Here is a 13,981-nt window from a genome sequence, read left to right as displayed (position 1 = left end):
CATTGAATGATTTAACAACTGAATCACGTAACGCACAAACAATGCATTTAGATGAAATGTCAATTCAAGATGCACTTAAAACAATGAATCAAGAGGATCAATTAGTTCCTAAAGCTATAGAATCTATTATTCCAAAGTTAACAAACGTTATTAATGAGTCAATTGCAAAATTTAGCCAGCACGGTAGATTGATATACATTGGTGCAGGAACAAGCGGTAGATTAGGTGTACTAGATGCTGCTGAATGTGTACCCACTTTTAACACTTCACCAAATGAAGTAATAGGTATTATTGCTGGAGGCCCTAAAGCGATGACAAAAGCTGTTGAAGGTGCCGAAGATAATGAAGCGCTAGGTCAAAAAGATTTAGAGAATATTGGTTTAACTGAAAATGATATGGTTATAGGTATTTCTGCAAGTGGGCGCACACCTTATGTTAAAGGTGCTTTAACTTATGCTAACAAAGTGGGTGCTACTAGTGTTTCAATCTCATGTAATACAGACAGTAAAATGAGTAAAGTAGCGCAATATGCATTAGAAATACCTGTAGGTCCGGAAGTACTAACAGGATCAACACGTTTAAAATCAGGAACGGCACAAAAACTCGTTCTCAATATGATTTCTACAATGACAATGATAGGTGTTGGCAAAGTTTATGATAATTTAATGGTAGATTTAAAACCAACCAATCAGAAATTAATTCACCGTTCAATACGCATCATTAAAGAAATATGTGATTTAAATGACGAAGAAGCAAAGTTACTCTATGAAAAAGCCGATAAAGATATTAAAACTGCAATTGTCATGAATTTAAGTGACATAACCAAAGATGAAGCACAACAAAAATTACTACAACATAATGGAGTGATTAAGCAAGCCATCAAAGGTTAAAGGAGGCTAATTCCATGAGTAAAGAAGAACGACTTGCTCAAGAAATTATAAAAGCTGTAGGTGGCATCGAAAATATACAGCGAATAATGCATTGTATGACTAGAGTTCGATTAACTATCAATGATTCAAGTATTGTAAATTACGATAAACTACATCAAATTGAAGGTGTCATGGGGATTGTCGAAGATGATCATCTTCAAATTATTGTTGGTCCAGGTATTGTTAATAAGGTCGCTAATAAAATGGCTGAATACAGTCATGTACCATTGGGTGAAGACATCAATCATTCTGAAAATCAAAGCTATAAATCACAAGCTGAACAACTTGCTAACGAAAATAAAAAGCATTATCAAAATTCAAGAAAGCAAAGTAAATGGCAACGTATTTTAAAGTCCATTTCTAACATCTTTATCCCCTTAATCCCGGCATTTATAGGGGCAGGTTTAATCGGTGGTATAGCTGCAGTATTAAACAATATGTTAACTGCGCACATGATATCTGGAGATTTCATGAAACAACTTGTTACCGTATTAAATGTTATTAAAGATGGTATGTTAGCTTACTTAGCCATTTTCACTGGGATTAATAGTGCTAAAGTTTTTGGTGCTACACCAGGTTTAGGTGGTGTTATAGGAGGTACAACATTATTAACAGGTCTAACCGATGAAAATCCTATAAAAAATATTTTCACAGGAGAACCTCTTGTTGCTGGTCAAGGTGGAATTATAGGTGTTATATTTGCCGTTTGGATCTTAAGTATGATTGAGAAGAAACTACATAAAGCAGTACCAGAATCAATAGATATTATTATCACACCCACCCTATCACTACTTACCATTGGTTTATTGACGATATTTATAATAATGCCAATTGCTGGTTTTATATCAGATGGTTTAGTGCATGTTGTGAATTGGGTGATTGACGTTGGTGGTATCTTTAGCGGATTTATTATTGGTGCCTTTTTCCTTCCATTAGTCATGTTAGGACTTCATCACGTTTTTACACCAATCCATATCGAGCTTATTAATAGTACTGGCGCAACCTATTTACTACCTATCGCTGCAATGTCTGGTGCTGGTCAAGTTGGTGCTGCCCTTGCTTTATGGGTACGCTGTCGTCATAATCAACCACTTAGAAATACTTTAAAAGGCGCATTACCCGTAGGTTTCTTAGGTATAGGGGAACCATTGATTTATGGTGTAACGTTGCCACTCGGTAGACCTTTTTTCACTGCATGTCTTGGTGGCGGTATTGGCGGTGCTGTTATTGGAGGAATTGGTCATATAGGCGCTAAAGCTGTTGGACCTAGTGGCTTATCTTTATTACCTTTAATCTCAGACAATATGTATCTAGGTTATATTGCTGGTTTAATTTCAGCATATATAGGTGGCTTTATCATGACATTTTTATTTGGAACTACAAAAAAAATGAGAAACTCTAACAAACTGGGTGATTAAAATGACGAACATTTTATATGAAATAGATAACCAGTATCCCTATTTAACAAAAAACGAGAAAAAAATAGCAAATTATATTCAAAATGCACCACACGAAGTCATAAAGATGAATTCTCAAGATCTTGCACAAGAACTTGATACGAGTCCATCATCTATTATCCGATTTAGTAAAAAATTGGTAGATGGTGGTTTTCAAGAATTAAAAATCGAACTATCAAAGTACATGCCTAAAGAAACAACTGTTTATAATGTTGAATTAGTTGATAATGAAAGCACCTCATCACTTAAAAAGAAGATGCTTGCTCGTGCAAATGGTGCATTAACTAAAGCAAATAATAATCTGAACGATAAAACCGTAGATCTCATTTGCGATCAATTCAAACATTCTAATAGAATATTCATTTATGGATATGGTGCATCTTTTGTCGTAGCGACCGACTTATATCAAAAGCTTTCACGGATTGGTATGAATGCACAACTTGCACAAGAAACACATATTTTCACTACGATGCTTGCTTCTTGTGATAGTCGAGATTGCGTTATTTTTATCACAAACAATGGAACACAAAGTGAAATGCAATCTATTGCTAAAGTAGTTGAAGATTATCATATTCCAATTGTGACAATAACTAGTTCACCCAACAATACCATTTCTCAAATGTCAGATATCGTACTAGATTATGGTGAAACTGATGAAAATGAAATGCGCATGGGCGCTACAACATCTTTATTAGCACAAATGTTTACGATTGATGTTCTTTATTATCGATATATTGCTTTAAACTATCAATCTTCTTTAGACTTTATTACACAATCTAAAATGGCATTAGATAATTATAGAAAGCATCTTTCTAATATTGACTTTAAGCATTAATTAAATAGGATTAAGTTTAGACTAAAATATTGTCTAAGCTCAATCCTATTGTTAATTATATACATTTCAAATATAGAAAAGCAGCACTAACGCAAGTTTAATGACGTTAATGCTGCTTTTTAAATTGATTTTATTTTAATGAATTATCTTTTTTTAAATTTTTCTCTGCTTTATTATATCTAATAAAGTAATAAATAGTTACAGCAGTTAAGAATACGATACCAATTACTACTGATACTACAGTTTCTTTATTAAATAACATACCGATTAAAACAATAATTAGAAACGCTATTGTTAAGTAACTTGCAACTATACCACCTGGCATTTTAAATGGATGGTTTTTAGTTTCACCAGGATGTAATTTTCTAAAACGAATATGACTGATTAAAATCATAAACCAAGGAATCATACCAGGTAAAATTGAAGCACTATACACATATACAAATATACTATCTGCACCTTTAATAAACAGTGGTAAAATAACGTTTAATAAAGCTCCAATTAAGATTCCTATAGAAATTGCTAATACCGTATAAATTGGTACACCATTTTTCATAACTTTAGTAAAAATCTTAGGTAGTTGACCTTTACGTGCTAATGTATAAATCATACGACTCGCACTAAAGATTCCTGAGTTACAACCAGACATTGCTGCTGTTAATACTACAAAGTTAATTAAACCAGTTGCGAATGTGATACCGACTTTAGCAAATGTTGCTACAAACGGACTTCCGATGCTTCCTAACTCATCCCATGGATAAACTGTAACGATAACAAAGATGGCACCAAGATAAAAAATAAGTATACGCCAGATAACACCGTTAACTGCTTTTACAATATTTTTATGTGGATCTTTAGTTTCACCTGCTGAAATACCAATTAATTCAACACCTTGATATGAACCTATAACGATTGATAGTGCAAAGAAGAAACCGACTATACCATTTGGCATAAATCCACCATGTGACCATAAGTTAGAAAAACCAACTGGATGTCCACCATTACCTAAGCCAAATAATATTAAACCAAAACCTGCTATAATCATTAAAACAATTGTTATAACTTTAATTAAAGCGAACCAAAATTCAAATTCTCCAAAGGCTTTTACTGATACTAAGTTAGCAGCTGCTAATAATAAAATAGCTATAACCCCTGGAATCCATTGAGGTAAATTCGGGAACCAATAATTCATATATTCTCCGACAGCTATAACTTCACTCATACCTACGACTACCCACTGGAATATATTACTCCATGCTGTCATATATCCAGCTGCTGGGTGTATGTAATCACTAGCAAATGTAGCAAAAGAACCAGTTGTTGGATTAATATAAATCATTTCTCCCATAGCACGCATGATTAAAAATAAAAATATACCCGCAATTAAATACGCAAATATTACTGACGGTCCTGTCCATTTGATTGTACTTGTTGCTCCCATAAACAAGCCAACACCAATCGTACCGCCTAGTGCAATCATCTGCATTTGACGTGCACTTAATCCCCTTTGTAATTCGTTATTCTCCATGTTAATAACACACCTCTTTTTTACTAGGATAAAATAATAATAAACTTATTGACGCAATTATACTATAAAATGACAAAATTGAAACAATATTTTAACAATTTATTGAAATCGCTTACAAAACTATTATGACAGTCTTTTGCAAACCCGCAATTTTACTGTATTTGCAATAATTAATTAATTTCAACTTTTTTAAAAATTCCTTTAAAGAGATTTACTTTATGGTTCATTTTAGGTTTATGATATACTTTTCATATATTTATTAAGGAGTACATTATGAGTAAAACATTAATTCAAAAAGCATTAAAAATATCAATCATATTTTTAATTATCTTTTTCTTACTCAATTATTTTTCTGTTAAAAACCCAAATCTACTACCATTAATTGGTAAGTCACTACTGGCAGCAATTGTTTTCTTTATCATATATGTAGTTGCGTTTACCATTTTAAATTCTCCTGAGAGAAAAATGAAATTTGGAACTACTTTGCCAATAGCCATTATTATTGGATTAATTATTGGTGCCATGATTTCACATATAAAAATAGGCGTTTTAATAGGGATTGTAGTGGGTATTATCGCAGGATTTATTTGGGAATACATTGAAAATAGGAACGGAGGACAAAGTTAATGTCTGTCATTATTGGCGTAATTATTCTTATCTTATTAATTATTAGTTTAATACCAAATTATAACGCTTTAAAATTAGCTAAGTCTCAAGGTCAAAAAACCACTCGTTTTGCTATTATGGTTGGTATTGATGCGATATTAATTGTATTGATTTTAGTTACCTTGTTATTAAAAATTATGTAATGAAATATTTTAATCAGTAAAAATCCGCTTCAAACTGAGTAAGATCTACTCATAATTGAAGCGGATTTTTTATAATCTACCTTGTAATAATAAGAAATATCCAATTGTCGCTAATATTAAATATATCATCGTACCAACAAGAAAAGATCGCACATGTATGTGTAAAGGAATACGTTTATTAAACATAGGACCTAATATCAAGTTTCCAATACCGATAATGATAGGTCCAGCTATGAAAAACAGGATAGTATAAAACATACCATACCTCCTATTTACGACTAAAGAAGCGCTGAACAATATTATCGAAATCAATATCTTTAGCTACATAATTAACAGTAGAAAAGTCTTGTTCTTCAGTCATAACATTTGTATTTACAATAACATCCAAACCGGCACTATTTGCAGCCGTTGCACCATTTACTGAATCCTCAATCGCTAAGCAGTTTGTCGGATTATAATTTAGTTGTTGTACTGCTGTTAAATAAGGTTCCGGATTGGGCTTAACATTTTCAACATCTTCTCTACCTACTATCACTTCTATATATTTATCTAAACCTAGTTTATGAAATGTAGGTAATATATCTTCTCTATGACTACTAGTCGCAATTGCCATCGGTATATGGCGTTGCTTTAAATATTCCATTAATTGTTGAATCGTTTCTATTATTGGTAAATGTCCACTTGTATCATTATGTTCTTTATAAATAGCTGCTTTTTTCTCTGGGCCAATAAGTGCTTCAAGATAATTATGAAGTTCAGTTGCTGCCCCACCTATTGATCTTCTATAAAATTCTAAAGTAATTGGTGATTCATTATGTTTAGTTAAATGTTTATTAATGACATCAAAAAGATGTTTTTCTGTATCGATTATAGTTCCATCAAAATCAAAAACAACTGCTCTATACATATGCGTACTCCTTTATCTTTTTATAATAAAAATTAAATCTCAATGTCTCATATTTTAACATAATCTAGATACTATCTTAGTTAAAAATGGGATTTAATCTTCAGATAAATGAGTCAATTAAATATCTTTACTTCTAGAAGACCAATATTTTGCAAGAATAGGTCCTGAAATATTATGAACTAAGCTAAATACAGCCCCTGGCACAGCAGCTAAAGGACTAAAATGAACTGTTGCAAGTGATACTGCTAAACCAGAATTTTGCATACCTACTTCTATCGCTACGGCTTTTTTATCTTTATAATCCATTCGGAATACTTTAGCTAATACATAACCGATTGTATAACCAAGAATATTGTGTAAGATAACAACTACAAAAATTAACAATCCTGTTTTCAAAATTTGTGTTTTACTACCTGCGACTACAGCTGCCAAAATAAGAGAAATGGCAATAACAGAAATTAATGGTAATGCTGTAGCTGTCTTTTGAGCAAAACGTCTTGCTACCTTTTGGAATACAAATCCTATAATAATTGGAATCAATACTACCTGAACGACTGACCATAACATACTGGCAAATGAGACCTTCAACCATTCATGTGCAAAAATATAGATTAATGCTGGTGTAACAAAAGGCGCAATTAAAGTTGATACACTCGTTATCGCTACAGATAATGCTACATTTGCTTTAGCTAAATAACTCATTACATTACTAGATGTTCCACCTGGACAGCATCCAACTAAAATCACACCTATGGCAATTTCAGGAGGTAATTGAAAGCCTTTAGCAATAAGAAATGCTAAGGTAGGCATAATCGTAAACTGTAAAATAACGCCAATAATGACAGGTTTTGGTGATTGTAAAACAATTTTAAAGTCTTTAGGATCTATAGTCATCCCCATTCCTAACATAACAATCCCAAGCAGGTATGGTACGAAACCACCTAATATTGAGATGTGTGAAGGAAAAATAAATCCAAGCACAGCAGCAAATAACATCCAAAATATAAATGTTTTTGTCGCAAATTGACTGATTCGATTTAACATATAAACACACCCTTAATAGTTAATAATGACAAATATTATCATAACTATTTATAATGGACAATGTTATTTTCAGAATTTTCTTATATTTTAAGTTATTTACGGTCCCTGTAATTAGATTTTAATAAAGTCCTTTAATCCATGATTCTCATAGTATTGACTAATGAAATATTCTTTTTTTACTAGTCTTCATTCAAAAGTCCTAGTGAATATCAAAAAGAAGCATGGTACAATCATTTTAAAGCAACAAAAACTATTACCCTACTTAACAATAAATTTCTAAACCATGAATGTTAGCAATCGGGAGGCATAACATGTTGATAGACAAATTTGAAACTTACATTATAAATATCGCAGATTTAAAATCTCGATCATCTCGCAAATCATTATCAAAGCTATGTAAGCAGATTAAATTTTGCGAATCCTTTCAATATCAAATATTTAAACAACAAGGTATGTATGCTTTAGAAGTGAGCTTACCAAAACAACAATTACCTTATTTTATTAGCTTTTTAAGTTTTCATAATTTCACTATTTATCAAATATTATCACCAAAACAACTTGATGAACTACTTGATTCAGATCATTTATATCAATCAGCTAAACGATTTGAACTATCTATTGACGGATTACAAGATGCTTTTATTAAAGACAAAGTGATAGATATAATGAATATGTTTATGAATCATTATGATATTAGCTATACATTAAATAAAAATTGTGCAAGTATCATTTGTCCACCTGAAGTTTTTTCTAAATTATTACATACAGTAGCAACTCGTAATATAGATATCCTATCAGCTGGTTATAAATCTAAAATGATTCATAAAGCTAGAATTTCCTAATTCAATTAACTATAAAAGGGATTCCAAAACGATATATTTTGGAATCCCTTATTTTTATTTATTATTTATCATTTTCATCATAAACCAGATGTTCAAACGATTCTCTAACCTGTGGTACAGACATTCCTACTACCACTTGAACACTTTTACCACTTTTAACTAGACCGTGAGCCATTTGATTATGTGTAAAATAACTACTATCTTCTACTTTATTTTCATCTTTCACAGTTAAACGTAATCGAGTTGTACAGTTAGTCACATCTTTAATGTTCTCTTTACCGCCTAAACCATCTAAATAATATGCTGCTTTATCATCATACTCATTCCCAGTTGACGTATGTTTTGTAGCATCTTCTTGTCCTTTTTTCTCTTTATAATCTTGTTTAGAGAATAGTTTAACTTCTTCTTCATTTTTGCGTCGTCCAGGTAATGGAATATCAAATTTTAATATTAAGAATCTGAATAAAACATAATATATACCTACGAATATAAGTCCTATTACCACTTGAATCACATACGTCATCCAGTGTTCTTTACCAAGTGGTATCCAGTTAGTAGCTAAGAAATCTAGGACGCCACCACCCATATTACCAACTAAACCGAAACCGTACATAATTGTATCCATTGTTGCAGCTAACAATGCGTGTAATACGAATAAGAATGGTGCGATAAATAAGAATGTAAATTCTAAAGGTTCAGTAATACCTGCTACAACAGCTGTTAATGTTGCAGGTATTAATAAAGCTGCTACTTTTTTACGGTTTTCTTTAGGTGTTGTTGAATACATAGCTAATGCAATACCTAAACAACCAAATACTTTACCATTTCCTTGTAGCATAAAGCCATATGGAAATTGTTCTTTTAATGGTTTACTGCTTTCGGCAAATTGATTTAAATGTTGTAACCATTCCGCTTTAAGTCCATGATTCACGACTACTGGTCCAACTTCAATTGGTGCATAAATAAAGTGATGTAAGCCAGTAGGTATTAATACCCTTTCTAAGAAGTGGTATAACCATACTCCTACATAGCCTGAACCAATAATAAAATGTTGGATAGATGCAATACCATTTTGAATAGTTGGCCATACTACGCAAGTAATTGCAGCAACAGGTAACATCACAAAGAAAGAAATCGTTACTACAAATGTTAGACCTTGGAACACACCTAACATTTCTGGTAAACGTTTACTATAGTAGCGATTATGTATCCAAGTAATGATCCCTGAAATGATAATACCACCTAAAATATTAGTATCTAATGTCTCGATACCCGCTATTGCTTTTAATCCAGTAACATTTTCTACACCTTTTTCCAAGTTAGCACCAAATGTATGTGGCCACTGCGTTAATATCGCATTGATAAATGTATTAAACATTAAATAGCCCATTAATGCTGCTAGTGCGGCATGACCTGGTGCTTTTTTAGCTAATGATAGTGGTAATCCTACTACAAATACGATTTCCATATGATTGAAAATAACCCAACCACCAGATTCTATCACTGACCAAAATTTAAACCAAAACGTATGTTGATCTGCTAAACCACCCATTATAGTAGGATTTTTAAATAAAGTTGCAAATCCAAGGACAATACCAAAGAAAGCAAACATTAATACCGGCACAATCATTGCGCTACCAAATCGTTTGATTGCATTCATTATAATAACCTCCACATCCCAATGTCGTTTTATTCGTATCAAACCTCGTATTTATAAACAAGGTGTCACCGAAATATCTTATATCTAATATATAGTAAACGCTTACATACTCTCAATGTCATTGACGAATTTTGAAAGTATTTTGTATAATCAGATTATGTTTTCATATGATGAAAATTTTTTCAACATTAATAAACGAGGTGTCATCATGATTTTAGATGAACGAGTTAATATGAATTTTAATCAACTTAATGACAACGATTTGCAAATTGCACATTTCGTTAATAACCATATAGATTTATGTAAAAATTTAAAAATACAAGACTTATCTCAACACACACATGCATCTAATGCGACTATTCACCGCTTCACGCGTAAATTGGGGTTTGATGGTTATAGTGATTTCAAATCATTTTTGAAGTTTGAAAGTGAAAAGAAAAATCAGTTACCATCTGACTCTATTGAATCTTTTAGACAAGAAATTGAAAATACATTTAGTTATTTAGATAGAATTGATTATGAGTTATTAACAAATAAAATGAACGAGGCTGGAACAATATACTTATATGGTACAGGGCGAGCACAAATGAATGTGGCTGAAGAAGCACAACGTATCTTATTAACTATGCACAAAAATATTATTATTCTCCATGATGTTCATGAATTAAAGATGGTTTTAAACAAGACAGTGCCTCAAGACTTGTTCTTTATCATTTCCTTATCAGGCGAAACATTTCAACTGAAAGAAGTAACTCAGCTATTAAAATTACGCCAAAAATACTTTATATCAGTAACAACGATGAAAGATAATACATTAGCCCAGCAAGCCGATTATAATGTTTATGTATCTAGTAATACTTTTTATTTAAATGATGGCACTGATTATTCTAGTTTTATCAGTTATCATATTTTCTTTGAAACATTACTTCGAAAATATAATGAACGTAAGGAAAAAGAAGAACTCAAATAAAAAACGCAAGCATCGGTAACCTAAATGTTTAGGTTAAACCAATTTGCTTGCGTCTTTTTAATTATTTTTTTGTTCTTCAATTTCTTCTAATACAGTATTCATTTTATCAAACATTAATTCGAAACCATGTGCTGTAGAGTCATGATATTCTTTCTTTTTCTGTTTGTACTCAAGATTAGTCAATCTTCTTTCACGTTCAATATAAGATTGGTAATAGAAAAACATTTGTGTGCCACCTGATTCACGTTCGAAGAATTCAACTTCAATAATATCTTCTTCGTTACTTAATCCAGGCATACCAATAGTCATTTTGACAAATTCATCCATCACTAATTCTTCATAAGTACCTTCAATAATATTTTGCTTACCATTTCTACTATCTACAATGCGGTACTTACCACCTTCTTGAACGTCAGCTTCAAATGATTTATTCGTACGTTTAGACGTCATAAACCATTGTTTTAAAATATCTTCTTTTGTCCAAGCTTCATAAATAGTTTCAGGTGAATATTTAAATAAACGTTCAATATCAATTTCTACATATTCATTTTCCACATTATACTTTGCCACTATATGTCACCTACTTTCACTCTTATTTCTATTCTAACGTATTTACTCAAACTTCCAAACATTTATCCTTAAAAATGCTTAATCTTTGATACATTTAATCTAATTTACCATTAAACCCTATTATTTAAACATCTCTATTATAGAAACTAAGGATAACATTATTTTCATAACAACCATTTAAAAAATCCGAGACTTAGTTCAGTCTCAGATTTATATTAAAATATGATTCATTAGTCAACATTTACGCTATCGCTTTTTTAATTTTGGATAACCTAAGATGATTGCTATTAATCCACAAATACCTAACATAATCGGATAAATACTATAAGGTACTAGTAAAAATGGTGAGATGCCTGCTACTCCAGCTGCTGAGATTACTTGTGGACTGTAAGGTAATAATCCTTGGAAGCAACCGCCAAATATATCTAATATACTTGCTGATTTACGTGGATCAACATCATATTCATCAGCAATATTTTTGGCTAATGGTCCTGACATAATAATTGAAATCGTATTATTAGCAGTTGATATATCTGCAACACTGACTAAACTAGCAATACCTAATTCCGCGCCTCGTTTAGATCTTACTCTGCCTCTAACGAAATTGAGCAACCAATCAATCCCGCCATTATGTTGTATAAGACCGACTAAACCACCAATAAGTAAAGCAATCATTGCAATATCTTCCATTCCGATAATACCTTTGGATACTGCGTTTAATAAACCTTTCCATCCGAAAGAGCCGTCGATAAGGCCAATCATTCCAGATAAGACTGTACCGCCAATCAGTACAATAATAACATTAACGCTCACTAGTGCTAATATCAGTACAAGTAAGTACGGCATGACTTTAACTAATTGGAAATCATAACTTTTAGAATGATCCATAGAAATTCCATTCGTTAATAAAAATAGAATAATAATTGTTAAAATCGCACCTGGTAATACAATTCTAAAATTGACTTTAAATTTATCTTTCATCTTTGTATGTTGTGTACGTACGGCTGCGATCGTTGTATCTGAAATCATAGAAAGATTATCTCCGAACATCGCACCGCCAACTACCGTAGCCATTGCTAAGGCTGCTGATACGTCAGTAGCTTGTGCAAAACCAAATCCAACAGGTGCAATCGCTGCAACTGTTCCAACTGAAGTACCCATAGAAATAGAAACAAACATACAAATGATAAATAAACCTACAATGATTAAGTTTTCAGGAATAAGTGACAAACCAAGATTAACAGTTGAACTCACGCCTCCCATTTTCTCTGTAGTCGTTGAGAAAGCGCCTGCCAAAATAAATATAAGCATCATCAAAATAATATTTGAATGTCCTGCGCCTTTAGTAAACACTTCAACTTTTGTAGCAAATTTTTCTTTACGATTCATTAACAAAGCTACGATAACAGTTATTGTAATCGCTACATTTAAAGGCATAGTGGTAAAATCTCCTGATATAATACCTACACCTAAAAATAACAACATAAATAATAATAAAGGAAATAACGCCCAAGCATTACCCTTCTTAGTTTTTTTCATAATTATACCTACTTCCTATATTAATAAAAAATACCTCTTTTCTAATTATTTAAGAAAAGAGGTTTGCCTTCAATTACTATCCCCTTATCTTCAAACCTCAATTGGTTTCTGGAATTGGCACATTATTATATGTTGCCGAAGCTTCATAGGGCCAGTCCCTCCACTTCTCTAGATAAGTGATTTGCATTTAAATTTTACGTTACAAGATAATTCCAATAACGTCAATCATAAATTATAATTTCGTCGTAAAGTATTTATCATAGATAATTAATCCTATTGCTACTAATAATAGTAATCCAACGGCTATACCAAAGACAATCCACCATTTTAGATAAAGTGAGATTATCATAGCTATAATAGAAATAATGGTAACGATTATGGCTACTATTTTAAGTTGACGTTCAAGTTTTTCAGAAATGACTTTATACTCATGATTAGATTTTTTTAACGTTTGTTCATCGATTTTCAATTTAGTTTCTAAAAAGTAAATGAATGAAGATGCTAATAATAATAGTAAAAACCCAATCCAAGGGTTTGCGCTTTGTAATAAAGCTACTGAAGCAAAACCTATATAAAAAATCCCTGCAATACAACCTAATAATCGATCTATGATTGGACTAATCCATATCTTGTTATGTTTAATATTTCGATTTACAAAATATAAATTCTTCAATATATTGGTAATAACGAATATTGGTACTACTAAAAAGAAAAACCATTTAAATGATGGGAAGAATGGAATAAAACTTATACCTATAACTAATGCAATAAAAGGAATTAATCTAATGATTTGGTCTTTATTCATATAGTGTGCTCCTTTATATTTAAAAGATATTTATACAACTAACTAATCACTTTCCCCTATTATTTCTGATTACTGTAATTAAAGTT

15 protein-coding genes and 1 riboswitch are annotated in these 13,981 nt (G+C 31.6%); of the genes, 7 read left to right on the top strand and 8 right to left on the bottom strand.

Annotation, left to right across the window (positions count from 1 at the left end; genetic code table 11):
• Window positions 1-2: 2 nt before the first annotated feature.
• Genes murQ through N524_RS0104905 form a run of 3 tightly spaced genes read left to right on the top strand, consistent with a single transcriptional unit; the run spans window position 3 to window position 3,221 of the window.
• Window positions 3-890, top strand: coding sequence for an N-acetylmuramic acid 6-phosphate etherase (gene murQ, locus N524_RS0104915; protein ID WP_017636460.1), 888 nt, complete (start codon window positions 3-5; stop codon window positions 888-890).
• Between the two features lie 14 nt (window positions 891-904).
• The gene (locus N524_RS0104910; RefSeq protein WP_029055820.1) at window positions 905-2,347 is read left to right on the top strand and encodes a PTS transporter subunit EIIC; all 1,443 of its coding nucleotides are present in this window, start codon (window positions 905-907) and stop codon (window positions 2,345-2,347) included.
• 1 nt (window position 2,348) lies between these two features.
• Window positions 2,349-3,221, top strand: coding sequence for a MurR/RpiR family transcriptional regulator (locus N524_RS0104905; protein ID WP_017636462.1), 873 nt, complete (start codon window positions 2,349-2,351; stop codon window positions 3,219-3,221).
• A 130-nt stretch (window positions 3,222-3,351) separates the two neighbouring features.
• Here N524_RS0104905 and N524_RS0104900 read toward each other — a convergent pair whose 3' ends face one another.
• The gene (locus tag N524_RS0104900) at window positions 3,352-4,749 is read right to left on the bottom strand and encodes an amino acid permease (protein WP_029055819.1); all 1,398 of its coding nucleotides are present in this window, start codon (window positions 4,747-4,749) and stop codon (window positions 3,352-3,354) included.
• A 273-nt stretch (window positions 4,750-5,022) separates the two neighbouring features.
• On the opposite strand from N524_RS0104900, the gene N524_RS0104895 reads away from it, so the two are divergent.
• Both N524_RS0104895 and N524_RS0104890 read left to right on the top strand, forming a co-directional pair.
• A complete protein-coding gene (locus tag N524_RS0104895) occupies window positions 5,023-5,376 on the top strand; it encodes a hypothetical protein (protein ID WP_029055818.1) in 354 nt (117 codons plus the stop codon).
• Window positions 5,376-5,558 (top strand): hypothetical protein, encoded by a 183-nt coding sequence (locus tag N524_RS0104890; RefSeq protein WP_017636465.1) that lies wholly within the window; start codon window positions 5,376-5,378, stop codon window positions 5,556-5,558. Before N524_RS0104895 ends, N524_RS0104890 begins: the two co-directional genes overlap by 1 nt.
• 69 nt (window positions 5,559-5,627) lie before the next feature.
• Here N524_RS0104890 and N524_RS0104885 read toward each other — a convergent pair whose 3' ends face one another.
• The 3 genes from N524_RS0104885 to N524_RS0104875 all read right to left on the bottom strand — a co-directional run bounded on the left by N524_RS0104885 (window position 5,628) and on the right by N524_RS0104875 (window position 7,509).
• On the bottom strand, window positions 5,628-5,816 hold the full coding sequence (locus N524_RS0104885) for a hypothetical protein (protein ID WP_017636466.1): 189 nt from the start codon (window positions 5,814-5,816) through the stop codon (window positions 5,628-5,630).
• 10 nt (window positions 5,817-5,826) lie between these two features.
• Entirely contained in the window at window positions 5,827-6,465 is a 639-nt protein-coding gene (locus N524_RS0104880; RefSeq protein ID WP_029055817.1) for an HAD family hydrolase, read from the bottom strand.
• Window positions 6,466-6,582: 117 nt separating this feature from the next.
• Window positions 6,583-7,509: a bile acid:sodium symporter family protein gene (locus tag N524_RS0104875; protein WP_017636468.1), complete on the bottom strand. Its 927-nt coding sequence runs from the start codon at window positions 7,507-7,509 to the stop codon at window positions 6,583-6,585.
• Between the two features lie 311 nt (window positions 7,510-7,820).
• Here N524_RS0104875 and N524_RS0104870 point away from each other — a divergent pair, with 311 nt between their 5' ends.
• Entirely contained in the window at window positions 7,821-8,351 is a 531-nt protein-coding gene (locus tag N524_RS0104870; protein WP_017636469.1) for a hypothetical protein, read from the top strand.
• A 61-nt stretch (window positions 8,352-8,412) separates the two neighbouring features.
• Here N524_RS0104870 and N524_RS0104865 read toward each other — a convergent pair whose 3' ends face one another.
• Window positions 8,413-10,011, bottom strand: coding sequence for an alpha-glucoside-specific PTS transporter subunit IIBC (locus N524_RS0104865; RefSeq protein ID WP_017636470.1), 1,599 nt, complete (start codon window positions 10,009-10,011; stop codon window positions 8,413-8,415).
• A gap of 208 nt (window positions 10,012-10,219) precedes the next feature.
• Here N524_RS0104865 and N524_RS0104860 point away from each other — a divergent pair, with 208 nt between their 5' ends.
• A complete protein-coding gene (locus N524_RS0104860) occupies window positions 10,220-10,981 on the top strand; it encodes a MurR/RpiR family transcriptional regulator (protein ID WP_017636471.1) in 762 nt (253 codons plus the stop codon).
• Between the two features lie 57 nt (window positions 10,982-11,038).
• Here N524_RS0104860 and N524_RS0104855 read toward each other — a convergent pair whose 3' ends face one another.
• The 3 genes from N524_RS0104855 to N524_RS0104845 form a co-directional block, all read right to left on the bottom strand.
• Window positions 11,039-11,551 (bottom strand): SRPBCC family protein, encoded by a 513-nt coding sequence (locus N524_RS0104855; protein ID WP_017636472.1) that lies wholly within the window; start codon window positions 11,549-11,551, stop codon window positions 11,039-11,041.
• Between the two features lie 246 nt (window positions 11,552-11,797).
• Window positions 11,798-13,090, bottom strand: coding sequence for a Na+/H+ antiporter NhaC family protein (locus N524_RS0104850; protein WP_029055816.1), 1,293 nt, complete (start codon window positions 13,088-13,090; stop codon window positions 11,798-11,800).
• 81 nt (window positions 13,091-13,171) lie between these two features.
• Window positions 13,172-13,269: riboswitch (SAM riboswitch) on the bottom strand.
• 53 nt (window positions 13,270-13,322) lie between these two features.
• Window positions 13,323-13,895, bottom strand: coding sequence for a hypothetical protein (locus tag N524_RS0104845; protein ID WP_029055815.1), 573 nt, complete (start codon window positions 13,893-13,895; stop codon window positions 13,323-13,325).
• Window positions 13,896-13,981: the final 86 nt, after the last annotated feature.

Source organism: Staphylococcus sp. URHA0057 (genome assembly GCF_000620265.1).
Taxonomy (GTDB): domain Bacteria; phylum Bacillota; class Bacilli; order Staphylococcales; family Staphylococcaceae; genus Staphylococcus; species Staphylococcus pasteuri.
Note: the sequence above shows the minus strand (reverse complement) of the source record. Positions and strands in the feature narration are given on the sequence as shown.

Excerpts from the sequence above, each read along its gene's own strand:
- N524_RS0104865 (WP_017636470.1), bottom strand. The coding sequence starts at position 10,011 with ATGAATGCAATCAAACGATTTGGTAGCGCAATGATTGTGCCGGTATTA.
- N524_RS0104860 (WP_017636471.1), top strand. The coding sequence starts at position 10,220 with ATGATTTTAGATGAACGAGTTAATATGAATTTTAATCAACTTAATGAC.
- N524_RS0104880 (WP_029055817.1), bottom strand. The coding sequence starts at position 6,465 with ATGTATAGAGCAGTTGTTTTTGATTTTGATGGAACTATAATCGATACA.
- N524_RS0104845 (WP_029055815.1), bottom strand. The coding sequence starts at position 13,895 with ATGAATAAAGACCAAATCATTAGATTAATTCCTTTTATTGCATTAGTT.
- N524_RS0104870 (WP_017636469.1), top strand. The coding sequence starts at position 7,821 with ATGTTGATAGACAAATTTGAAACTTACATTATAAATATCGCAGATTTA.
- N524_RS0104850 (WP_029055816.1), bottom strand. The coding sequence starts at position 13,090 with ATGAAAAAAACTAAGAAGGGTAATGCTTGGGCGTTATTTCCTTTATTA.
- N524_RS0104900 (WP_029055819.1), bottom strand. The coding sequence starts at position 4,749 with ATGGAGAATAACGAATTACAAAGGGGATTAAGTGCACGTCAAATGCAG.
- N524_RS0104895 (WP_029055818.1), top strand. The coding sequence starts at position 5,023 with ATGAGTAAAACATTAATTCAAAAAGCATTAAAAATATCAATCATATTT.
- N524_RS0104875 (WP_017636468.1), bottom strand. The coding sequence starts at position 7,509 with ATGTTAAATCGAATCAGTCAATTTGCGACAAAAACATTTATATTTTGG.
- N524_RS0104890 (WP_017636465.1), top strand. The coding sequence starts at position 5,376 with ATGTCTGTCATTATTGGCGTAATTATTCTTATCTTATTAATTATTAGT.
- N524_RS0104910 (WP_029055820.1), top strand. The coding sequence starts at position 905 with ATGAGTAAAGAAGAACGACTTGCTCAAGAAATTATAAAAGCTGTAGGT.
- N524_RS0104905 (WP_017636462.1), top strand. The coding sequence starts at position 2,349 with ATGACGAACATTTTATATGAAATAGATAACCAGTATCCCTATTTAACA.
- N524_RS0104885 (WP_017636466.1), bottom strand. The coding sequence starts at position 5,816 with ATGTTTTATACTATCCTGTTTTTCATAGCTGGACCTATCATTATCGGT.